The sequence below is a fragment of the Brevundimonas sp. NPDC007368 genome, assembly GCF_042869015.1.
In the GTDB taxonomy this organism is placed as follows: domain Bacteria; phylum Pseudomonadota; class Alphaproteobacteria; order Caulobacterales; family Caulobacteraceae; genus Brevundimonas.
Map to the genome: position 1 here is coordinate 175,785 of NZ_JBIAFA010000004.1, position 20,765 is coordinate 196,549.

The 20,765-nt window shown below is 68.3% G+C and carries 21 protein-coding genes and 1 pseudogene; 6 read left to right on the plus strand and 16 right to left on the minus strand.

The window, feature by feature from the left end; translation table 11 throughout:
* Window positions 1-5: 5 nt before the first annotated feature.
* Complete coding sequence (locus ACFYLW_RS10045; RefSeq protein WP_292085444.1) at window positions 6-209, minus strand: twin transmembrane helix small protein; 204 nt, start codon at window positions 207-209, stop codon at window positions 6-8.
* A 148-nt stretch (window positions 210-357) separates the two neighbouring features.
* On the opposite strand from ACFYLW_RS10045, the gene ACFYLW_RS10050 reads away from it, so the two are divergent.
* Both ACFYLW_RS10050 and ACFYLW_RS10055 read left to right on the plus strand, forming a co-directional pair.
* Window positions 358-2,517 (plus strand): TonB-dependent receptor domain-containing protein, encoded by a 2,160-nt coding sequence (locus tag ACFYLW_RS10050; RefSeq protein WP_312064830.1) that lies wholly within the window; start codon window positions 358-360, stop codon window positions 2,515-2,517.
* Between the two features lie 103 nt (window positions 2,518-2,620).
* The gene (locus tag ACFYLW_RS10055; protein ID WP_312064828.1) at window positions 2,621-3,742 is read left to right on the plus strand and encodes a hypothetical protein; all 1,122 of its coding nucleotides are present in this window, start codon (window positions 2,621-2,623) and stop codon (window positions 3,740-3,742) included.
* Window positions 3,743-3,925: 183 nt separating this feature from the next.
* Here ACFYLW_RS10055 and ahcY read toward each other — a convergent pair whose 3' ends face one another.
* Window positions 3,926-5,317: an adenosylhomocysteinase gene (gene ahcY, locus ACFYLW_RS10060; protein WP_292085440.1), complete on the minus strand. Its 1,392-nt coding sequence runs from the start codon at window positions 5,315-5,317 to the stop codon at window positions 3,926-3,928.
* A gap of 224 nt (window positions 5,318-5,541) precedes the next feature.
* On the opposite strand from ahcY, the gene ACFYLW_RS10065 reads away from it, so the two are divergent.
* Window positions 5,542-7,026, plus strand: coding sequence for a globin-coupled sensor protein (locus ACFYLW_RS10065; protein ID WP_312064826.1), 1,485 nt, complete (start codon window positions 5,542-5,544; stop codon window positions 7,024-7,026).
* Window positions 7,027-7,141: 115 nt separating this feature from the next.
* A pseudogene (locus ACFYLW_RS10070) lies at window positions 7,142-8,433 on the plus strand (amidohydrolase family protein).
* 71 nt (window positions 8,434-8,504) lie between these two features.
* Here ACFYLW_RS10070 and ACFYLW_RS10075 read toward each other — a convergent pair.
* The 11 genes from ACFYLW_RS10075 to ACFYLW_RS10125 all read right to left on the minus strand — a co-directional run bounded on the left by ACFYLW_RS10075 (window position 8,505) and on the right by ACFYLW_RS10125 (window position 16,410).
* Entirely contained in the window at window positions 8,505-8,897 is a 393-nt protein-coding gene (locus tag ACFYLW_RS10075; RefSeq protein WP_313471911.1) for a hypothetical protein, read from the minus strand.
* A 60-nt stretch (window positions 8,898-8,957) separates the two neighbouring features.
* Window positions 8,958-10,154 (minus strand): divergent polysaccharide deacetylase family protein, encoded by a 1,197-nt coding sequence (locus ACFYLW_RS10080; protein ID WP_312064821.1) that lies wholly within the window; start codon window positions 10,152-10,154, stop codon window positions 8,958-8,960.
* A gap of 127 nt (window positions 10,155-10,281) precedes the next feature.
* Window positions 10,282-11,706: a S41 family peptidase gene (locus tag ACFYLW_RS10085; RefSeq protein WP_312064819.1), complete on the minus strand. Its 1,425-nt coding sequence runs from the start codon at window positions 11,704-11,706 to the stop codon at window positions 10,282-10,284.
* Between the two features lie 145 nt (window positions 11,707-11,851).
* Complete coding sequence (locus ACFYLW_RS10090) at window positions 11,852-12,919, minus strand: peptidoglycan DD-metalloendopeptidase family protein (RefSeq protein ID WP_313471910.1); 1,068 nt, start codon at window positions 12,917-12,919, stop codon at window positions 11,852-11,854.
* Between the two features lie 26 nt (window positions 12,920-12,945).
* The gene (gene rlmH, locus ACFYLW_RS10095; RefSeq protein WP_207824803.1) at window positions 12,946-13,410 is read right to left on the minus strand and encodes a 23S rRNA (pseudouridine(1915)-N(3))-methyltransferase RlmH; all 465 of its coding nucleotides are present in this window, start codon (window positions 13,408-13,410) and stop codon (window positions 12,946-12,948) included.
* 21 nt (window positions 13,411-13,431) lie between these two features.
* On the minus strand, window positions 13,432-13,863 hold the full coding sequence (gene rsfS, locus ACFYLW_RS10100; RefSeq protein ID WP_292085429.1) for a ribosome silencing factor: 432 nt from the start codon (window positions 13,861-13,863) through the stop codon (window positions 13,432-13,434).
* Between the two features lie 118 nt (window positions 13,864-13,981).
* The gene (locus ACFYLW_RS10105; RefSeq protein ID WP_312062992.1) at window positions 13,982-14,656 is read right to left on the minus strand and encodes a nicotinate-nucleotide adenylyltransferase; all 675 of its coding nucleotides are present in this window, start codon (window positions 14,654-14,656) and stop codon (window positions 13,982-13,984) included.
* Window positions 14,657-14,758: 102 nt separating this feature from the next.
* Entirely contained in the window at window positions 14,759-15,376 is a 618-nt protein-coding gene (locus ACFYLW_RS10110; protein WP_312062990.1) for a DUF6655 family protein, read from the minus strand.
* Window position 15,377: 1 nt separating this feature from the next.
* Window positions 15,378-15,818: a VOC family protein gene (locus tag ACFYLW_RS10115; RefSeq protein WP_312062988.1), complete on the minus strand. Its 441-nt coding sequence runs from the start codon at window positions 15,816-15,818 to the stop codon at window positions 15,378-15,380.
* 3 nt (window positions 15,819-15,821) lie between these two features.
* Window positions 15,822-16,058 (minus strand): zinc-finger domain-containing protein, encoded by a 237-nt coding sequence (locus tag ACFYLW_RS10120; RefSeq protein ID WP_292035349.1) that lies wholly within the window; start codon window positions 16,056-16,058, stop codon window positions 15,822-15,824.
* A 58-nt stretch (window positions 16,059-16,116) separates the two neighbouring features.
* Window positions 16,117-16,410 (minus strand): hypothetical protein, encoded by a 294-nt coding sequence (locus ACFYLW_RS10125; protein ID WP_312062985.1) that lies wholly within the window; start codon window positions 16,408-16,410, stop codon window positions 16,117-16,119.
* A gap of 187 nt (window positions 16,411-16,597) precedes the next feature.
* Here ACFYLW_RS10125 and ACFYLW_RS10130 point away from each other — a divergent pair, with 187 nt between their 5' ends.
* The gene (locus ACFYLW_RS10130) at window positions 16,598-17,572 is read left to right on the plus strand and encodes an ABC transporter ATP-binding protein (RefSeq protein WP_312062984.1); all 975 of its coding nucleotides are present in this window, start codon (window positions 16,598-16,600) and stop codon (window positions 17,570-17,572) included.
* Window positions 17,573-17,771: 199 nt separating this feature from the next.
* Here ACFYLW_RS10130 and ACFYLW_RS10135 read toward each other — a convergent pair whose 3' ends face one another.
* Window positions 17,772-18,176, minus strand: coding sequence for a Tat pathway signal protein (locus ACFYLW_RS10135; RefSeq protein ID WP_312062983.1), 405 nt, complete (start codon window positions 18,174-18,176; stop codon window positions 17,772-17,774).
* Between the two features lie 77 nt (window positions 18,177-18,253).
* On the opposite strand from ACFYLW_RS10135, the gene ACFYLW_RS10140 reads away from it, so the two are divergent.
* Complete coding sequence (locus ACFYLW_RS10140; protein WP_312062981.1) at window positions 18,254-18,736, plus strand: RNA pyrophosphohydrolase; 483 nt, start codon at window positions 18,254-18,256, stop codon at window positions 18,734-18,736.
* A gap of 215 nt (window positions 18,737-18,951) precedes the next feature.
* Here the strand turns inward: ACFYLW_RS10140 and ACFYLW_RS10145 are convergent, their stop codons facing one another.
* A complete protein-coding gene (locus ACFYLW_RS10145) occupies window positions 18,952-19,221 on the minus strand; it encodes an ATP synthase F1 subunit epsilon (protein WP_312062979.1) in 270 nt (89 codons plus the stop codon).
* Window positions 19,222-19,224: 3 nt separating this feature from the next.
* Window positions 19,225-20,763, minus strand: a complete 1,539-nt coding sequence (gene atpD / locus ACFYLW_RS10150) for a F0F1 ATP synthase subunit beta (RefSeq protein WP_312062977.1) — start codon at window positions 20,761-20,763, stop codon at window positions 19,225-19,227.
* Window positions 20,764-20,765: the final 2 nt, after the last annotated feature.

The window sequence follows — 20,765 nt, forward strand, 5'->3', positions numbered from 1 at the left end:
AATAATCAGCCGCCGTGCGTGGCCTTCCACCACATCCCGCCCATCAGCAACAGCACCGCCACCGCCTGCAGGACGATGCGGAGCCGCATCAGCTTGTTGGAGTGCGATCGGGCGAAGTCGCCGCCGCGATACAGACTGTAGACCCCGAAACCGAGGGTGATGGTCACCGCCGCAATGGCGATCAGGATCAGGATGTCGAAGATTTCCATGTCCGCCTTCTAGGCCCGCTGCACGCCGCGCGCCAGCGTCCCGGCGGTCGCATCCCGCCCAACGCAATTGCGACCTATTCGCACACCCCCGTTGCCACGCCGCCGCCCTTGATGTTGAGAAGCGCTCGCAAATCAACCGGGGCTGTTCATGTCTTTCTTCGCCGTTTCTCGCCGCTCGACCCTTATGGCCGCATCCGCCCTGGCCGTTCTCGCCACGGGTCAGGCCGCCACGGCTGAGGAACTGACCGAGCAACAGCGCCAGGCGACCACCACCGTCGCCGACGTCGTCGTCACCGCCTCGGGCTTCGAACAACGCATCACCCAGGCCCCGGCTTCGATCAGCGTGGTGCCGCGCCAGGAGATCGAGGAGATGCGCGCCGCCTCGATCGCCGAGATCCTGACCAATATCGAAGGCGTCGACGTCGGCGCCGCCGTCGGCAAGACCGGCGGCCAGACCATCAACATCCGCGGCATGGGTTCGGACTACACCCTGATCCTGATCGACGGCCGTCGCCAGAACACGGCCGGCAGCGTCACGCCGAACGGCTTCGGCGAGACCTCGTCCAGCTTCATGCCGCCGGTCTCGGCCATCGAGCGCATCGAGGTCGTGCGCGGCCCGGTCTCGACCCTCTATGGGTCTGACGCCATGGGCGGCGTGGTCAACATCATCACCCGCAAGGTCGGCGACGTCTGGGGCGGCTCGGCCTCGGCCAACTACACCCTTCAGGGCGACGATGATTTCGGCGACCTCTGGGGCAGCGACTTCTACGCCAACGGCCCGCTGGTGAAGGACCTGATGGGTCTGGCCGTGCGCGGCTCCTACCTGACGCGCGAGCAGTCGAACCTGAAGTTCGAGAACGTCGGCGGCGTCGAGACCCCCGTCACCGGCTTTGGCCGCAGCTCGACCGAGAGCGAGATCTGGACCCTGGGCGGCCGCCTGACCCTGACCCCGCACGCCGACCACGACCTGTGGCTGGACGTGGACGTCTCGCGCCAGTGGTACGACAACGCCAAGGGCCAGATGGGCACCAACACCACCGCCGGCGGCTACGGAAATGCGCTGGAGTTCAACCGGGACCAGTACGCCCTGGCCCATAACTGGCGCCTGCCGTTCGGCGTGCTGGAATCCAACCTGTCGTTCGGCAAGACCGAAACCATCGGCCGCATCATCCCCAACGGGGTGGCCGGCGCCGGCGGCGCGCGCGACCTGGTGTCGGAAAACACCATCTTCGACACCAAGCTGTTCTCGCAGTGGCGCAACCACACCTTTACCGTCGGCGGCCAGTACTGGGACGCCGAGATGGTCGACGGCGTGGCCCCGACGACGTTCGAGCACACCCAGTGGGCCCTGTTCGCCGAGGACGAGTGGCGCTTCACCGACAGCCTGGCCCTGACGCTCGGCGCACGTCACGACGACCATTCCAAGTTCGGCGCCCACTTCAGCCCGCGCGCCTATCTGGTGTGGAACGCCTCGCCGGAGTGGACCATCAAGGGCGGCGTCAGCCAGGGCTTCAAGACCCCGCGCCTGGAGCAACTGGCCGAGGGCATCAACGGCTTCGGCTCGCAGGGCCGCCTGCCCCTGCTGGGCTCGCCGGGCCTGAAGCCAGAGACCTCGACCTCCAGCGAGATCGCCGTCTTCTATGACAACGGCTCGACCTTCCGCGCCAACGTCACCGTCTTCAACAACGAGTTCCAGGACAAGATCGCCGCCGGCACGCCGGTCGTGAACTGCACCTTCGGCCTGACCAAGGCCCAGTACGACGCCGGGACCTACAACAAGACCGGCTGCACCGACGTCGGCTTCTGGGCCAACTACGCCACCTTCGGCCAGCAGGTGAACGTCGACGAGGCCGTCACGCGCGGCGTCGAGACGGCGGCGCGCTGGCGCTTCGCCCCCGACTGGACCCTGTCGGGCAACTACACCTACACCGACAGCGAGCAGAAGTCGGGCGCGGCCAAGGGCCAGCCCCTGACCGACACCCCCGAGCACATGGTCAACGCCAGCCTGCGCTGGAACGCCACAGACAAGATGAACCTGTGGCTGCGCGGCGAGTATCGCTCGGAGCGCTTCCGCGGTCTGGGCGCCGCCCGCGACGCCTGGGGCGACTACAAGGCCTATGAACTGTTCCACCTGGGCGGATCGTACGACGTGACCGATCGGGTCACGATCAACGCCACCATCTACAACCTGTTCAACAAGGACTTCGTCAGCCTGAAGCCCTACGGCACGCCCGTCGCCTATGCGCCGGAATACGCCAACAACCAGGAGCCGCGCCGCCTCTGGGTGTCGGTGACCACGACCTTCTGATCCCCCTTTCCTCCCCAAACTGACAAGGGCCGTCTCAACCGAGGCGGCCCTCTTTCTTTGCCAGCTAAGCCGTTAGTCATCTTTGCCGGGCAGTGTCGCCGCCATGACTGATCGCGCCGTCCGCAATCTGGAACACCTGCGCCGCACCGCCTCCACGGCGCGCGTGCTGAACCTGCTCAAGGTCTTTGACGAGCACGGCGAGACCGACGACTGGGCCGAGCGCCCCATGTTCCGCACCCCGGCGCTGAACACCTCTTTGATCATCAAGCACCGGCTGCGGCGCAACGAGACCGACTCCTTCCCCGGACGCCGCCAGGTAGCGACCAAGGTGGTGGTGCCGATCGACAGCACCGACCTGAAGACCGGCGGGCGCTTCGTCTTCGTCAATCAGATCGGCTTCGAGCGGGCCATGCAGGAGGCCTTCGGCATCGCCGCCGACCATCCCGATCTGAAGACCCTGCGGCTGATGGACCAGCTGCCTTCGCTGGACCCCTTCCTGCTGCGCGAGCAACTGCGTCGCGGCGAGGTGGATGCCGCCCCCTGCTACTTCGCGCTCAGCGAAGCCGACCTTGAGAAGATGCTGACCTTCGTCCAGGCCGAGATCGAACCCCTGGTCACCCTCAGCATGGGCGGCGGGGTGGCGGCGGTCGGTTCGACCGCGCGCATGGCCACCAAGATCCTGTCCAACGCGCCCGGCGACCGGCTGGAGGCCCTGCGCGCCACGCTTCGGCTGGAGCCCGAGCAGTATCAGGAGGGCGTCTTCTGCTGGAAGGGCTTCCTCTACTACAAGTGGACCCTCGCCAGCCTGATGGCGGACATCGTCAACGTCGCCGACGATGTAGGGACGGTGAAGCCCGTCGGCCCCAGCGACCGCGCCGCCAAGGAATACATCGACCGCGGCCGCGCCGTCCTGCGCGGACGAATCATGAAGACCTGCGAAGAGGTCAGCCGGACCCTGCGCTATTACGACGACGCCTATGCGGGGCTGACGCGCGAGGGCAATCCCATCGCCTTCCGCGACTTCCTGCTGGAGGCCCCGACCCTGTTCGCGCGGCTGGGCGATCAGCTGGGCGCCGTGCAGCACATCGTCAGCTTCTGGCGCTTCCGCTTCGGGCCCAAGGCGCCGCCGGTCGGGGTCGACGAACTGATCGACATCTTCATGGACTTCGAGACCGGCCTGATGGGCCGCGAGATCGAGGCCTACGATCCGCGCGACGCGGCGTAAACTTTCCTCCCCATGAAATGGGGAGGGGGACCGCGTAGCGGTGGAGGGGCTACCGCGCTGGATTTAAAGGAGCCCCTCCGTCTCGTCGGCTACGCCGCCGCGCCACCTCCCCATTTCATGGGGAGGAAACAAAAACCCCGCGCCGGCGACGGCGCGGGGTTTCTGCTTTCGGACCATCAGGTCTTAGTAGCGGTAGTGTTCCGGCTTGAACGGGCCTTCGACCGGGACCGAGATGTAGTCGGCCTGTTCCTTGGTCAGCTGGGTCAGCTTGGCGCCCAGCTTGGCCAGGTGGAGGAAGGCGACCTTCTCATCCAGATGCTTGGGCAGGGTGTAGACCGAGTTCTCGTAGGACTTGGCGTTGGTCCACAGTTCGATCTGGGCCAGGGTCTGGTTGGTGAACGAAGCCGACATCACGAAGGACGGGTGGCCCGTGGCGTTGCCCAGGTTCACCAGGCGGCCTTCCGACAGCAGGATGATCTTCTTGCCGTCCGGGAATTCGACGTGGTGGACCTGATCCTTGATCTTGTCCCACTTGAAGTTCTTCAGGCCGGCGACCTGAATTTCCGAATCGAAGTGACCGATGTTGCAGACGATGGCGTTGTTGCGCATGGCGCGCATGTGCTCGACGCGGATGACGTCCTTGTTGCCCGTCGTGGTGACGAAGATGTCGGCCTTGTCGGCGACGTCTTCCAGGGTCTGGACCTCATAGCCTTCCATCGCGGCCTGCAGGGCGCAGATCGGGTCGATCTCGGTGACGATGACGCGCGCGCCGCCGTTACGCAGAGAAGCGGCCGAGCCCTTGCCCACGTCGCCGTAGCCGCAGACCACGGCGACCTTGCCCGACAGCATGACGTCGGTGCCGCGACGGATGGCGTCGACCAGGCTCTCACGGCAGCCGTACAGGTTGTCGAACTTCGACTTGGTGACGCTGTCGTTGACGTTGATCGCCGGGAAGGGCAGCTCGCCGCGCTCGGCCATCTGGTACAGGCGGTGCACGCCCGTGGTCGTCTCTTCCGACACGCCGCCGATGGCGTCGCGGATGGCCGAATAGAAGCCAGGCTTCTCGGCGATGTAGCGTTTCATGACCGAGAAGAGGGCTTCTTCTTCCTCGTTCTGCGGGTTCGACAGGACCGAGATGTCCTTCTCGGCCTTCGGGCCGAGCACGCACAGAAGGGTGGCGTCGCCGCCGTCGTCGAGGATCAGGTTCGGATAGCCGCCGTCAGCCCATTCGAAGATCTTGTGGGCGTAGTCCCAGTATTCCACCAGGGTCTCGCCCTTGGTGGCGAAGACCGGCGTGCCGTTGGCGGCGATGGCGGCGGCGGCGTGGTCCTGGGTCGAGAAGATGTTGCACGAGGCCCAGCGCACTTCGGCGCCCAGGGCTTCCAGGGTCTGGATCAGAACCGCCGTCTGGATGGTCATGTGCAGGCTGCCGGCGATGCGGGCGCCCTTCAGGGGCTTGGCGGCGCCGAACTCTTCGCGCAGAGCCATCAGGCCCGGCATTTCAGTTTCGGCGATAGCGATTTCCTTGTTGCCGAAATCGGCCAGGGAAATGTCGCGAACGATGTAGTCGGTCATGAAGGGGTTCTCGCGGCGGGGATTTTCAAGGCGTCGCTATAGCGCGCCCGGCGCGTTGGGGCAATCAAGCCATAAGGATGTCTTTATATGAGCGCCGCCGCGACACGAACCCTCGCGCTTACGTGTTTCTACGCAAACCTCTCTTAAGAGGCGCAATACCCCTAAGGTTCAAAGGGATAAGCAGGCGCGCTCCCCTGCGCCGGTACAGGTAGCGAGACGACATCATGGCGGGCGAAAACATCGACCACCGCATGAGCTTCATGGGTCTGGGCCAGGCCTCCAGCGGCTACCGCGCCATGGGTCCCCTGCTGCGCCGCGAAACGCCCGTGGCCCTGGCCGCCTTCTACGACCGGGTGCGGGCCGAGCCGACCACGCGTCGCTTCTTCCGCGAAGAGGCGCACATCGCCGCGGCCAGCAAGGCGCAGGAGCGCCACTGGGACGCCATCATCGATGGTCGCGCCGACGAAGACTACGCCAAGTCCGTGCGCACCATCGGCCACGTCCACGCCCGCATCGGCCTGGAGCCGCGCTGGTACATCGGCGGCTACAGCGTCATCCTGGCTCACCTGACCCGCGCCATCGCCGAGCGCCCCCGGAAGTTCTGGGCCAACAAGCGCGAACATGACCGCGTCACAGCCGAGGCCGTGTCCGAGCTGACCCAGCGCGTCATGCTGGACATGGACCTGGCCATCTCCATCTACCTCGACGTCCTGCAAGAGCAGCGCGACAAGGTCCAGGCCGCCCACGACGAGGCCGAAGCCCGTCAGACCGAGGTGGTCCGCGCCCTGGGCGCCGCCCTGCACGACCTGGCCGAGAACGATCTGTCGACGACCATTCCCGGCGTCTTCCCCGAGCAGTACCGCAGCCTGCAGAACGACTTCCACGCCGCCACCCGCGCCCTGCGCACCGCCGTCCGCGCCGTGGCCGACAGCGTGCAGAGCCTGAGCGCCGGCTCCAACCAGCTGGCCACCGCCTCGGAAGACCTGGCCAGCCGCACCGAGCGTCAGGCCGCCAACCTGGAGCGCACGGTCAACGAGGCCGACGCCATCGCCCGCGCCGTGGCCTCGACCGCCGACAACGCCCGCCAGACCGCCGAGGCCCTGGCCGCCGCCCGCGTCGACGTCGAAGCCAGCAGCCAGGTGGTCGGAGAGGCCGTCGCCGCGATCCACGCCATCGCCGAATCCTCGAACGAGATCGCCCGCTTCACCAGCCTGATCGACGAGATCGCCTTCCAGACCAACCTTCTGGCTCTGAACGCCGGGGTCGAGGCGGCGCGCGCCGGCGACGCCGGTCGCGGCTTCGCCGTGGTGGCCCAGGAAGTCCGCGCCCTGGCCCAGCGCTCGTCGGAAGCCTCGGGCGAGATCCGCACCTTGATCTCGACCTCCTCGGCCCAGGTGGCGCGCGGCGTTGATCTGGTCGAACGCACCGGGGAGGCCCTGGATCGGATCGGCGGCCGCGTCGTGGCCATCGACGGCCTGGCCGGCGGCATCGCCGGCTCGGCCCAGGAACAGGCCGAGGGTCTGGCCCGCGTCCGTCGCACCATGGGCGAGATGGACGACATCACCCAACAGAACGCCGCCATGACAGAAGAGGCCACCGCCGCCGCCCGCCAGTTGGCCAACGAGGCCGTCAGCCTGAATCAGCAGGTCGGCCGCTTCCGTCTGGATCGCGGCGCATCCGGCGCCCCACACCTTCGCGCGGTCGGCTGACCCTCCGTTTAAAGACTGGCGTAGCGGACAAGGCCCGGCTTAACTCCCCTCGGATCGAGGGGGAGTTTCGACCATGAAGACCATGTTGACCGGCGCCGTCTGCGCCGTGGTTCTGATGACGGCCCTGCCCGCCTCGGCCCAAGCCACCACGCCCACATCGACGTCAGGGGCCGTGACCCTGATCCAGGCCGGACGCCTGCTGGATCATCCCGGCCGCGCGCCGCGCGGGCCCTCGACCATCGTCGTGCGCGACGGCAAGGTCGCCGAGATCCGCGACGGCTTCGTCGACGCCGCCGCCTATCCCGGCGCGACCGTGGTGGATCAGCGCGACCGCTTCGTCCTGCCCGGCCTGATCGACAGCCATGTGCACCTGGTCTCGGACGTGGCCGGTCAGGCGGGCTTCGTGGCCGGGATCACCGACAACCTGCCGACGCGCGCCTACAGCGCCGCCATGAACGCGCGCAAGACGCTGATGGCCGGCTTCACCACCGTGCGGAACCTGGGCGACACGGGAGGCGTCACCCTGGCCCTGCGCGAGGAAACCGCCGCCCACCGCCTGCCCGGCCCCCGCATCATCGACGCCGGGAACAGCATTTCGACCACCTCGGGCCACATGGACGGTCGCCTCGGCTTCAACGACGACTTCCGCGAGCACGTGGCCCACGACAACGTCTGCAACGGCGCCGAAAGCTGCCGCGAGGCGGTGCGCCTGCAGGTCGGACGCGGCGTCGACCTGATCAAGATCGCCACCACCGGCGGGGTCAACAGCCGTATCGCGCCGGCCTCGGGGCCCAGATGTTCGAGGACGAGGCCAAGGCCCTGATCGACACAGCCCATCTGTACGGCAAGAAGGTCGCGGTCCACGCCCACGGCGTCGAGGGCATCAACCTGGCCCTGCGCATGGGCGCCGATTCGATCGAGCACGGCACCATCTTCGACGACGAAACCCTGCAGCTGCTGCGCCGAACCCGCGCCTATTATGTCCCGACCCTGTCGGTCGTGAACGGCTACACCGAACGCCTGGCCGCCGACCCCGAGGCCTATCCGCCGGAGGTCCTGCCCAAGATCCGCTGGCGCATCCAGATCACCGGCCAGTCGCTGCAGCGCGCCGTGCCCGCCGGGATCCGCATCGCCTTCGGCACCGACGCCGGCGTGTCCAAGCATGGCCGCAACGCCGACGAGTTCGAGCTGATGGTGAAGAACGGCATGACCCCGATGACCGCCATCGAGGCCGCCACCGTCAACGCCGCCGACCTGCTGGGCCTGTCCGAGGAAGTGGGCGTGCTGGCGCCCGGCAAGCGCGCCGACGTCATCGCCGTGGCGGGCGATCCGCTGACCGACGTGACCACGCTGAAGACCGTGGCCTTCGTCATGCGCGACGGGCGAATCTATAAGGACGAGCGCTAGGCGCCGGGAAGGCTTCGACGCCAGCGCTGCACAGGCGCAAATGCGGGGGCGCGTCCGGTCAGGGCGCCAGTTTATTCGGGAGCAGCGGGCGGCGATTGGAACCGCTTTTCTTCCAGAATGAAGGCGTCCTTTTCCCCTCCGCCCTGCGGATACCATTTCCGTCCGATGCGACCTGCGACGTCCCGATAGGCGCGGATATGAACCCATCGAGGCTGCTCAGGCCTGCCCGGCGTGGAGAAGGTCCCCGCCACATCGACCCCGCCGTTGAAGAGCGCCACCGCCTCTGGCCCGATCCCGCAGCCGACGGGGTCTTCCAGGCCGACTTCGCACTGAGACAAGGGCTCGTCGCGGCCGCCGTACCAGCAAATCAGATAGACCGAGGCGACCATCGGTCGGCAATCGGGCGCCGCGCGCAGGGCTCCGGTGACGACAGGCTGCTCAGGTCCCGAATGACAGCCGCTCAAGCCTGCGACCATCAGGGCTACGACTGCGGTTGAGCGGATCAAACGCCCCAAAGCGGCCGCTTACCGCCCCGGTCGCCGGGTCATGGCCGAGGCCGGAGCCAGTTGCAGGCCTCGCGCCTCAAGTCCTGCCGTCCAGCGGGCGGCGGCTTCAACGGTGACCGGGTAGCTGAAGCCGGTCCCCAGCGCCGCGCCGCGCGTCTTGGCGGCGGCTTCCAGGGCGGTCAGCTGGCCCATGATCGCGGCCGGGCTCTGCTGCTCGTCGATGATGCGGTCGGCGCTGGCGCGGGCGAAGGCGCCGGGCTTGCGGCGCATGGAGCCGTCGTCGAGGAAGGCCACGCCGCGCTGGCGCAGCACGGCCAGCATGGCGCCCATGCCCTCGTCCGAGGTCGCGAAGCGGTCGCCCAGATAGTTGGTCACGCCGAAGTAGCCGGTCGCGCGGCCCAGCAGCCAGCCCAGCTTGGCCTCGACGTCGTCGGCGCCGCCGCTCGACAGCAGGGTGTAGGGGCCGGGATCATTGTCGGGATAGCCGGTCGGCTCCATCGGCAGTTCGATCATCACCTCGTGGCCCTGGGCGCGGGCCATGTCGATCCAGGCCTGCAGGCCCTCGGCGTAGGGAACGAAGCTCAGCGTCACCTCGGCGGGCAGGCGCTCGATGGCCGCGCGGGTGGTCACGGCGTTCAGGCCCAGACCGCCGACGACCAGCGACACCATCGGCTTGCCGTTGGAGCGGAAGGGTCGGGCATAGGCCTGGGCCGGGACGCGGCCGTCGGGCGCGATGCGCGGCAGGGGACCGTTGGGGCCGGGCGAGAACAGGCCCGCGATCGGCGCCTTGGGCAGGGGGTTCGACGGTGCGCGCACCGGGGCGGCGATGGCCGATCCGCCTGCCACGCTGGCGCCGTCCGGCAGGGTGATCAGAGCCTCGCCCCCGGCGGCGCCATTGGGGTCCAGCAGGGCCGGATCGCCCAGATCCTGATAGAGGTCGAGCCCGCTCATGGAGAAGGCGTCTGCGCCGGTGGGGGCGGTTTCAACGGCGGCGGGACGTTGCAAGGCCACACGGGCCGAGGGCGCGCCGGCGCGCGGGTCGCCCATGACGGCGATGAACAGGACCCCGGCGGCCAGAAGGAAGGCGCCCGCCGCGCCCACGGCGACCGGCGGCTTCTTCAGCGCCCCCAGAACGGCGTCGAGACCCAGGCGCGACCGCTCCTCCGGCGGCATACCGGCGGCGGCGGCGAGGGCGGACTGGCGCTTGGCGAACATGGACGGACGGCGCTCGAACGACGGTGAGAGGGCGGAGACCGCACGACGCGGTCTCCCTCGACCCTCACTTATCCCCAGCGCCGGTTAAGAAACCCTAACGGGCCGTTCACCACGTCGCCGAAGTCGGTCAGTCCTTCTTCGGCTCATTGCCCGGGTTGACTTCGGGACCCCGCGCCGGACGGTCGGAGAGCGCGTCCGTGTCAGTCTGGGCGGTTTCGACCGGCTTGGCGCCCGGCGCGGTGACCACGACGTCGGCCGGAGCGGCGGCGAGTTTCGTCAGGTCGCCGCCTGCGCGCAGGACGTCCAGCGCCCGCTGCAGCTGATAGTCCTTGGTCTTGTCGAAGCCCTCGCCCGGCGCCTCGTGCGGGGTGTGCGGCCCCTTGCGCTCGGCGCCGATGGAGGAGTCCAGCGCCGTGGCGTAGGCGGCCTCGGAATAGATGAAGCTGGAGCGCGAGACGATGCGGGCCTCGGCCTCGGAGCGGGCGACCTCCAGGTCCGGCTCGATGCCGATCTTCTGGATCGAGCGGCCCGAGGGCGTGTAGTAGCGCGCCGTGGTGATCGACAGGGCGCCGTCCGAACCGCCGCGCAGCGGAATGACCGTCTGCACCGAGCCCTTGCCGAAGCTGGTCAGGCCGACGACCGTCGCCCGTTCCTGATCCTTCAGGGCGCCGGCCACGATTTCGGACGCCGACGCCGAGCCGTAGTTGATCAACACCACAACCGGCAGGCCGCCGGTCAGGTCGCCGGGCTTGGCGGCGTAACGTTCGATCTGATCCGGCTTGCGGCCGCGCTGGCTAACGATCTCGCCGCGTTCCAGGAAGGTGTCGGAGACGTCGATGGCGGCGGTCAGCAACCCCCCGCCGTTGTTGCGCAGATCCAGGACGTAACCCTTGATGCCGGGCTTCTCGCGCTTCAGCCGCTCGATGGTCTCGGTCAGTTCGCGGCCGGTGTTCTCGTTGAAGGTCGAGATGCGCAGATAGCCGAAGTCGCCTTCCAGACGGCCCGTGACGGATTCCACCTTGATGACTTCGCGGGTCAGGACCACCTCGCGCGGCTCCTCGCCGTCGCGCAGGAAGGTGACGGTGACGCTGGTTCCGATGGCGCCGCGCAGCTTGTCCGACACTTCCGACACGGTCAGGCCGGCGGCGTTCTGGCCGTCGATGGCGCTGATGACGTCGCCCGCCTGGACGCCCGCGCGGCCGGCGGGACTGTCGTCCATCGGCGAGATGACCTTCACCAGCCCCCCCTCGGAGGTGATGGTCAGGCCGACGCCGGAATATTCGCCCGTGGTGCGCTCGCGCAGGTCGCCATAGGACTTGGGCGGCAGGTAGTTGGAGTGCGGGTCGAGCGCCGTCATCATTCCCTGCAGGGCGGCCTCGATCAGCTTCTTGTTGTCGACCGGCACCACATAGGCCTGCTCGACGATGCCCAGGACGTCGCCGAACATCTGCAGCATGCGGAAGGTCTCGTTGCGCGGGGTCTGGCTGGCCACAGCCGCCGCCGATCCGCCCAGGGCCAGGGCGGCGCAACCGATGAGAAGCAGTTTACGCATTCGGTGTCTTTCCATCGGACCCGCGCGGGCTCCGGTCGTCCAGGGAGGCGCGGGCGTTCGCACGCCAGCGTCAGATCAGCCGATACAATCAGCCTCGGCGCGGATTTGAAAGGACTTTCGCGCACAGGCGCGGCCTATTGCAGCCCTATTGCAGCCAAGGCGCCGGGTCGATGGGCCGCTCGTCGCGGCGCAGTTCGAAATAGGCCTCGCCGTCCTCGCCGGTGCGGCCCAGGGCCTGACCGTCGGCGACGCGCTGGCCGGTGTCCACCGACAGCTGATCCAGCCCGGCCACGACCACGCGCCAGCCGGGGCCGAGATCCAGGATGACCACCTCGCCCCACTCCTTCAGCGGCCCGGCGTAGGCGACGCGGGCGGGGGCCGGCGCCGCGATGACCTCGTGGCTGGAGCGCCAGCGCCAGCCGCTGGAGCCGCCGCCGAACCGCTGCGACGGCGCGCCCTGCACCGGCGCGGTCAGGCGGCTGCGTCCGGCGGGCAGGCGCGCGGCGGGGGCCTCCGTCACAGCCTCGGCCACGAGGGGCGCCTGTCCGCCCAGCTCGCGGATGCGGGCCTCCAGCGACCGGGTGGCGCGCTCGGCGCGGGCGGCCTCGGCGCGCAGCACGGCGCGCAGGGCGATCTTCCTTGCCGACAGGCTCTCGATCTCGGCGCGCCGGTCGCCCTGGGCGCTCTCGACGGTGAACAGGCGTTCGCTGGACAGGGCGGCCAGGCGGCGGATGCGGATGACCTCGGCCTGACGCTCGACCAGGGTCTTCGCCCGCGCCTGCAGCTCGGGCGTCATGGCGCGGATCAGGATGGAGGCGCGCACCGTGTCCACCGCCTTGTCGGCCGGGATCAGCAAGGGCGGCGGCGGCTTGCGGCTCATCATCTGCAGGGCCGACAACAGACGCCCCTGCCCCGCCCGCTCCCGGGAAAGCGCGGCGACCAGGGCGGCCTCGCGATCGCTCAGTTCCTTGAGACGGGCGCGCTGGGATTCCAGTTGCACGTCGTCCGCGGCCTCGGCGCGGCGCAGTTCGGCCAGTTGGCGGTCCAGATCGACCACCTCGTCCCCGGCGGCGGCGGCTTCGGCGCGCAGGCGCCGCGCGCGCGCGGTCTCATCGCGATACTCGGCCTGAAGCCGGGTCAGTTCAGGATTGGGCGCGGCCGCGCGCTGGCTGGACGCCGGCCCTGCGAGCAGCAGGGCCGCCCCCGTCGCCAACCAAAGAAGCCCCGCCCCCCGGCGCATCAGTCGCGATGATAGGGGGAGCCGGACAGGATGGTCACGGCGCGGTAAAGCTGTTCGGCCAGCATGGCGCGGGCCAGGGCGTGGGGCCAGGTCTGGGGTCCGAAGGCCAGGGTTGAACGGGCGGCGCGGCGCACGCTCTCGTCCAGACCGTCGGCCCCTCCGATGGCGAAGACCAGACGCCGCTCGCCCTGATCGCGCAGGGTCGCAATGTGGTCGGCGAAGGCGCGCGACGAATAGGTCTTGCCCCGTTCGTCGCAGGCGATCAGGTGCGCGCCCTCGGCGGCGGCCAGGATCAGCTCGGCCTCGGGGGCCTTGCCGGACTTGCGAGGTTCGAGATCGAGAAGTTCCAGCGGACCGAGCCCCAGCGGCCGACCCGCCAGGGTCGCCCGCCGGGCGTAGTCGTCGGCCAGGGCGGCCTCGGGACCGCGGCCCGGCTTGCCGATGGCCGCGATCGCCAGCTTCATGGGGTCAGCTCGGTTCGAGGATCAGGCGACGCCGGCGCCGCCGCGGTGGGCGCTGTCGATGGCCCAGATCTTCTCGATATTGTAGAAGGTGCGCACTTCGGGGCGGAACAGGTGGACGATGACGTCACCCGCATCCAGCAGCACCCAGTCGCAGTGCGGCAGGCCCTCGACCTTGACCTTGCCCAGGCCCAGATCCTTGAACAGGCGCAGCAGGTGGTCGGCCAGGGCGCCGACATGGCGGTGCGACCGGCCCGAAGCCACGATCATGGCGTCGGACATCGGGCTTTTGCCGCGCAGGTCGATCAGGACCATGTCCTGGGCCTTGTCTTCGTCGAGCTTGGCGATGATGGCGCGTTCCAGCTCAGTCAGGCCGACCGGAAGCGGGGCTTGATCGCCGGTACTGGGGCCTTCGGCCTGACCATCTTCGGAATGGACGGAATCCATCGGGTCCATTTCATGGGCCGCGTTGGAAACGGCGGCGTCTTGCGCATCGTGCGCGGGCGAGGGGGTCAGCGGAGGGCTCCAGGGGAGATTACTAAAGGCGGCAACCTAGCACGTCCCGCCAGAAAGGTCACCCGTTGGCGGGAATCATCGCCTCGCCCCGCCGGATCGCCGAGGAAGAGCGGGGATTCAGCGGCGCCGTCAGATAGGTCCAGGCCGGCGCCTCAAGGCTGGCCAGCAGCCCCGCCTGGGCCGCCGGGATGCGAAAACGGGCGTAACGCGCGGCGGCTGGCGCCGTGCGGCTGTCCAGCTGGCTGCCCGGTCGGGCGATCACCGCCACCGGCATCTGGTGCATGATGTCGGTCCAGCCGCGCCAGCGATGGAAGCTGGCCAGATTATCCGACCCCATCAGCCAAACGAACTTCACGCCCGGATAGCGCGCCTTCAGCGCCCGCACCGTGTCGATGGTCCAGCGCGTGCCGATGCGGGTTTCGACGTCCGAGACGATCATGGCCGGGCCGACGGTGGCGGCGACGGCGCGCGCCGAGACCATGCGCGCGGACAGCGGCGCGGTCTCGTGGTTGGACTTCAGCGGGTTCTGCGGCGAGACCAGCCAGACCACCCGGTCCAGTCCCAGGCGACGCATCGCCGTCTCGGCCACATGGGCGTGGCCGTCGTGGGCCGGATTGAAGGAGCCGCCGAACAGGCCGACCTTCATGCCGGGCTGCAGCCCCAGACCGTCGCGCAGGGCGCCGGGTCGAGGGCCGAGGCCTTTCGGCGCGGGACCGGCGTGGAAGAAGGACAAGGGCGGCTCTTTGGCGGCGACGACGAGAGGGCGGACTTATGCTCATCCGCGCCCTAACACGCCGCGACGGCTCTGTCTCGCGTCAGCGGACGGACGAAAGTCTCAGAACTCTTTCCAGCTCGAGCCCGGGTCGCGCTCGCCCGGCTGGGCCAGCTGCTGGCCCCAGGTCACGACCATGAAGGCCTTGTGGCTGCGGATCTTGTACTGGCCGATCATGGGAGCCACGGCGCCCAGCGGCAGACCGGTGCGGCCGTCGTAGAGAAAGCCGGAAAACTCGGCCACGCCCATCCGGTCGCGGTTGGAATAGATCGACAGCTCGGGGATGGAGACGACGTTCAGCGTCTCATTGATCGGCACCCGCATGTCGGGGATGCCGAAGACCCGGCGCATCTGCTCCAGCGACAGGGCGCCGGCGCGGACCTCGAAGATGGCGTCGGCGCTGTCGCGGTCGCGGCTGATGGCGTAGCCCGCGTCCGACAGGGCGGCGCGGATGGCGCTCAGCGCATAGCGGGCGTTCTCGGCCTGGAAATAGGTCTCGTCGATAAAGACCCGCGCGCCCTGGGGGATCGGCAGGGTCAGACCCTCGACCGCGCGATCGGCGGCGCGGTTGACCAGCAGCATGTCGGTGGCCGTCCGCGCCGGATTGGTCTCGGTCACCGAGGCGCAGCCGGCCAGCACAGCCGTGGCCGCGAACAGGACGATCAGACGCGCCGTGGTCAAATCACCAGGCTCCGACGTTGGGCATGGAGGCCCAGGGCTCGGCCGGGGCCAGACGCTCGCCGCCTTGCAGCAGTTCGATCGAGATCCCGTCGGGCGACCGGATGAAGGCCATGTGACCGTCGCGCGGCGGGCGGTTGATCGTCACCCCCCCGTCCATCAGACGCTGACAGGCGGCGTAGATATCCTCGACCTCGAAGGCCAGGTGGCCGAAGTTGCGGCCGCCCTGATAGTCCTCGGGATCCCAGTTGAAGGTCAGTTCGACCTCGGGCGACTTCTCGGCCGCGGCGCGCGCCGTGTCCTGGGGCGCGGCCAGATAGATCAGGCTGAAGCGGCCCTTCTCGCTATCCATCCGGCGCGTCTGCACCAGGCCGAGCAGGTCGCGATAGAAGTGCAGCGACGCCTCCAGGTCCTTCACGCGGACCATGGTGTGCAGATAGCGCATGGCTCAGTGGGCCTCGGGCGGACGGGCCGCCGGGTCCAGGTACTCGTTCTCGGGATGCGAGTGCGCCGACAGGACGAAGCGACGGTCGCAATAGCCGCACTCGACGAAGTCGTCCTCGCCCATCTCCAGATAGACCAGGGGGTGGCCGAGGACGCCGCCGCCGTCGCAGGCGACGCGCTTGGACGAGACCACGATCTCTTCGGGGGCGGGGATGACAGCGTCGGTATGGCGGGGAGGCATGGGGTCCGGTCCGGGTCTGGAAGGCTCGCGCCGTTCCTAGAAGGACCGGCCCGCTAGGTCAAACTTCCGAAGGTTGCGCTTTGCGCCCGAACAGCTTGTCCAACATGGCCTTGCGCTTCTTGAACAGGGTCAGGCCCAGGCAGCCGGCGCCGACCCACAGGCCGATTTCGCCGATCAGGGCGGCGACGGCGGCCAGCAGGGCCGCATAGGTCATGTCCAGATAGTCCATCTTGCCCGCCAGCAGGGCCAGACCCATGCCGGTGTAGCCGACGGCGCAGACGCCCAGGGCGGCGAAACCGATCAGGCGGATCTTGGTCAGAGGCTTCTTCATCTGGGCTTGCAGGGCGGTCATGAGCGTCTCTCCATCAAGGCAGGTTGTCTTTATGACAAGGAACCTAGACAACGCACCGCGCGACGTCAAGCACCATTTACACAAAGACGTGCACGCTTGTCGAGATCGGACGTAACAGCGCCTTGGCGAACCGGCCTGCGCCCCCTACCTATGCCGCACGCTTCCGCCCCTCCGAGTGAACGCCCGCATGACCGAGACCCCTGCCCTGCCCGTCAACGCCATCGAGGTGCGGGGCCTGAAGAAGACCTATGCGGGCAACAAGAAGTCGCCGGCCAAGACCGCCCTGCGCGGCGTCGATCTGACCGTGCCGCGCGGCTCGATGTTCGGGCTTCTGGGTCCCAACGGTGCCGGCAAGTCGACCCTGATCAACATCATCGCCGGGGTCGTGAACAAGTCCGAGGGCACGGTCCGCATCTGGGACCGCGACATCGACCATGAAGCCCGCGACGCCCGCGCCTCCCTGGGCGTCGTGCCTCAGGAAATCGTCGCCGATGTCTTCTTCACCCCGCGCGAGGCGCTGGAAGTCCAGGCCGGCTTCTATGGCGTGCCCGCCGACGAGCGCCGCTCGGACGAACTGCTGGCCGCGCTCGGCCTGTCGGACAAGGCCAACGCCTATGTCCGCGCCCTGTCCGGCGGCATGAAGCGCCGCCTGATGGTGGCCAAGGCCCTGGTGCACAATCCGCCGGTCCTGATCCTGGACGAGCCGACGGCGGGCGTGGACGTCGAACTGCGCCGCCAGCTGTGGGACTATGTGCGCAAGATCAACGAGGAAGGCGTCACCGTCATCCTGACCACCCACTACCTGGAAGAAGCCCAAGAGCTGTGCGACACCATCGCCATCATCAACCGGGGCGAGGTCGTGGCCTGCGAGCCGACGCATCAGCTGCTGAAGCGGCTGGACACCCGCAACGTGGTGGTGACGCCGGAAACCCCGCAAGACGTCCCGCCGCACCTGCACGGCTTCGCCGTCGCCCCGCGCCCGCATGGCGCCTTCGTCGTCACCTATCGCACCGGGGAATCCAGCGTCGAGCAGGTGCTGGCGGCCGTGCGCGCGGCCGGGGTGACCATCAAGGACATCGCCACCGAGGATCCGGATCTGGAAGACGTCTTCCTGGCCCTGACCTATGGCGACGCCAGCCGGCCCAGCCCGACGCAGGACTGAGGCTTGCAATCCTCCCCTGCGTAGCGGGGGAGGGGGACCATGCGAAGCATGGTGGAGGGGGCAAGATTGCGCCCTGCGTTTCAGGCTTAGGGCCGCCGGCAGGTGAAGATTTTCGGGCGATGTAGATACATCCGCCCCCTCCACCGCTTCGCGGTCCCCCTCCCCCGTTTCACGGGGGAGGATCAAAGACGGCCGGGCGCTAAACCACCATCACCGTGCCCAGCAGCAGCTTGCCGCCCGGGCGACCCAGCACGCGGTCGGTCGCCGCCTGAAGCGCGCGGCTCAGCCATTCGACGTCCGGCGGGGCGCTGGGCAGCATCCGCTCGCCCGCCAGCCGCACCACCTCGTTGAAGGCGGCGCTGAGGCGCGGCTTGGACTGGTCGGCGCGGGTCCGCAGGACCGGATCGGCCACGTCCACCCCGACCTCGACCGTCATCACGCCCCGGCGGCCGTCTCTGCGCAGGATGGTGGCCGTGGCCGTGGGCAAAGGAATATAGGCGTTGGCGGGCGCGCCCCCGCCCTCGCTCTTGCCCGAAGCCTCGGCTTCAGCGGCGACAAGGGCGGTGCTCAGGGCCGCAAGGCCGATCAGTGCGCGACGATCCATGCCCTTCCCCTAGTCCTCCTCCGCTTAAGGCCCGGTTACGGCTGGCGGGCCGCGCGGCCGAGGCGTAATCGGGACGGATGAGCCAGATCGATCTTTCCGCCTATCGCCCCAACGTCGGCGTGGTGCTGTTCAACCCCGCCGGTCAGGTCTGGCTGGGCCGCCGCGCCAGGACGCCTGAGCCATGGAACTGGCAGTTCCCGCAAGGCGGCGTCGATGAGGGCGAGAATCTGGAGGCCGCCGCCCTGCGCGAACTGCAGGAAGAGACCGGGGTGCGCTCGGTCGAGCTGCTGGGCCGCACCGGGGGCTGGATCGTCTATGACTTCCCCGAGGGCATGGGCGGGCCAAAGGCCTGGAAGGGCTTCAAGGGTCAGAAGCAGGTGTGGTTCGCCTTCCGTTTCACCGGCGACGACAGCGAGTTCGATCTGGCCGCCCACGGCGAGCCCGAGTTCGACGCCTGGCGCTGGGGCTTGCTGGAAGAGGCGCCGGACCTGATCGTGCCCTTCAAGCGCGAGGTCTATCAGCAGGTGGTGGCCGCCTTCGAGGACCTGCCGAAGAGCTGAGGCCGCCTAGCCCCCCGCACTATTTCAACCGTCATCCTCGGGCTTGACCCGAGGATCGGGTCGTCCGCCTGCGCCACCGAGGCAAGGACGAGCGCACTGCTTCGCTCGCTCCTCGGGTCAAGCCCGAGGATGACGGCGAGCCAACAGTCAGCAGTCAAAGAAAAAGGCCCTCCGCCGAAGCGAGGGGCCCTGATCTTGTTCGCATCGCAGAAGGCTTAGCCCTCAACGATCTCCGAGGCTTCTTCGGCCAGGATGCTAAGACCCTGGGCGTTGATGTCGGCGAAACCGCCCTTGACCGCGAACTGACGGCGCGCAGCGCCCTCATAGACGGTCACGACGCCCTCGCGCAGGGTGGTCATGAAGGGCGCGTGGCCCGGCAGGACGCCGAAGTCGCCCTCGACGCCCGGCGCATCGACCTGATCGACCGAACCGGCGAAGATTTCGCGTTCCGGGGCGACGAGGGAGAAGTTCAGCTTACCGGCCATGACTTAGGCTTCCGAAGCCATCTTGGCGGCCTTCTCGACGACTTCCTCGATGGCGCCGACCATGTAGAAGGCGGCTTCCGGCAGGTGGTCGTATTCGCCGTCGCAGATGGCCTTGAACGAACGGATGGTGTCCTTCAGCTCGACGAACTTGCCGGGCGAGTTGGTGAACTGCTCAGCCACGAAGAAGGGCTGCGACAGGAAGCGCTGAATCTTGCGGGCGCGCGACACGACCAGCTTGTCGTCTTCCGACAGCTCGTCCATGCCCAGGATGGCGATGATGTCCTTCAGCGCCTTGTACTGCTGCAGGATTTCCTGAACGCGGCGGGCGACGGTGTAGTGCTCTTCACCGATGACCAGCGGGTCCATGATGCGCGAGGTCGAGTCCAGCGGGTCCACGGCCGGGAAGATGGCCTGGGCGGCGATGTCGCGGTTCAGAACGGTCGTCGCGTCCAAGTGAGCGAACGAGGCGGCGGGCGCCGGGTCGGTCAGGTCGTCGGCGGGAACGTAGATGGCCTGGACCGAGGTGATCGAGCCCTTCTTGGTCGAGGTGATGCGCTCTTGCAGGTTGCCCATCTCGGTGGCCAGCGTCGGCTGATAGCCCACGGCCGAGGGGATGCGGCCCAGCAGAGCCGACACTTCCGAACCGGCTTGCGTGAAGCGGAAGATGTTATCGACGAACAGCAGCACGTCCTTGCCTTCTTCGTCGCGGAAGTATTCGGCGATCGACAGGCCGGTCAGGGCGACGCGGGCGCGGGCGCCGGGCGGCTCGTTCATCTGGCCGTAAACCAGGGCGCACTTGGAGCCTTCGGTCGAGCCGTTGTTCTTGGCCGGGTCCACGTTCACGTTGGACTCGATCATCTCGTGATACAGGTCGTTGCCTTCGCGGGTGCGCTCACCCACGCCGGCCAGAACCGAGTAACCGCCGTAAGCCTTGGCGATGTTGTTGATCAGTTCCTGCATGGTCACGGTCTTGCCCACGCCGGCGCCGCCGAACAGGCCGGTCTTGCCGCCCTTGGTGTAGGGGCAGATCAGGTCGATGACCTTGATGCCCGTGACCAGGATTTCCGCCGAGGTCGACTGTTCGTCGAAGGTCGGGGCTTCCTTGTGGATCGGGCGGTATTCAGTGGTCTGGATCGGGCCGGCTTCGTCGATCGGCTGGCCGACGACGTTCATGATGCGGCCCAGGGTGCCGGGGCCGACAGGCGCCATGATCGACTTGCCGGTGTCGACGACGGGCTGGCCGCGCGTCAGACCTTCGGTCGTGTCCATCGAGATGGCGCGGACCATGTTCTCGCCGAGGTGCTGGGCGACTTCCAGAACCAGGGTGAAGGGTTCGCCCGTCTTCTGGTCGACGTTCTGCGTCTCCAGGGCGCTCAGGATGGCCGGCAGGGTGCCGTCGAACTCAACGTCGACGACGGCGCCGATGACCTGGGCGATACGGCCCGAGCCAGCAACGGCGGCGGCGGCCTTCGGAGCGGCGGCCTTCTTGGGAGCGGCCGGCTTCTTGGCGGCGGGTTTCTTGGTGGCGGTGGCGTCGGTCATGG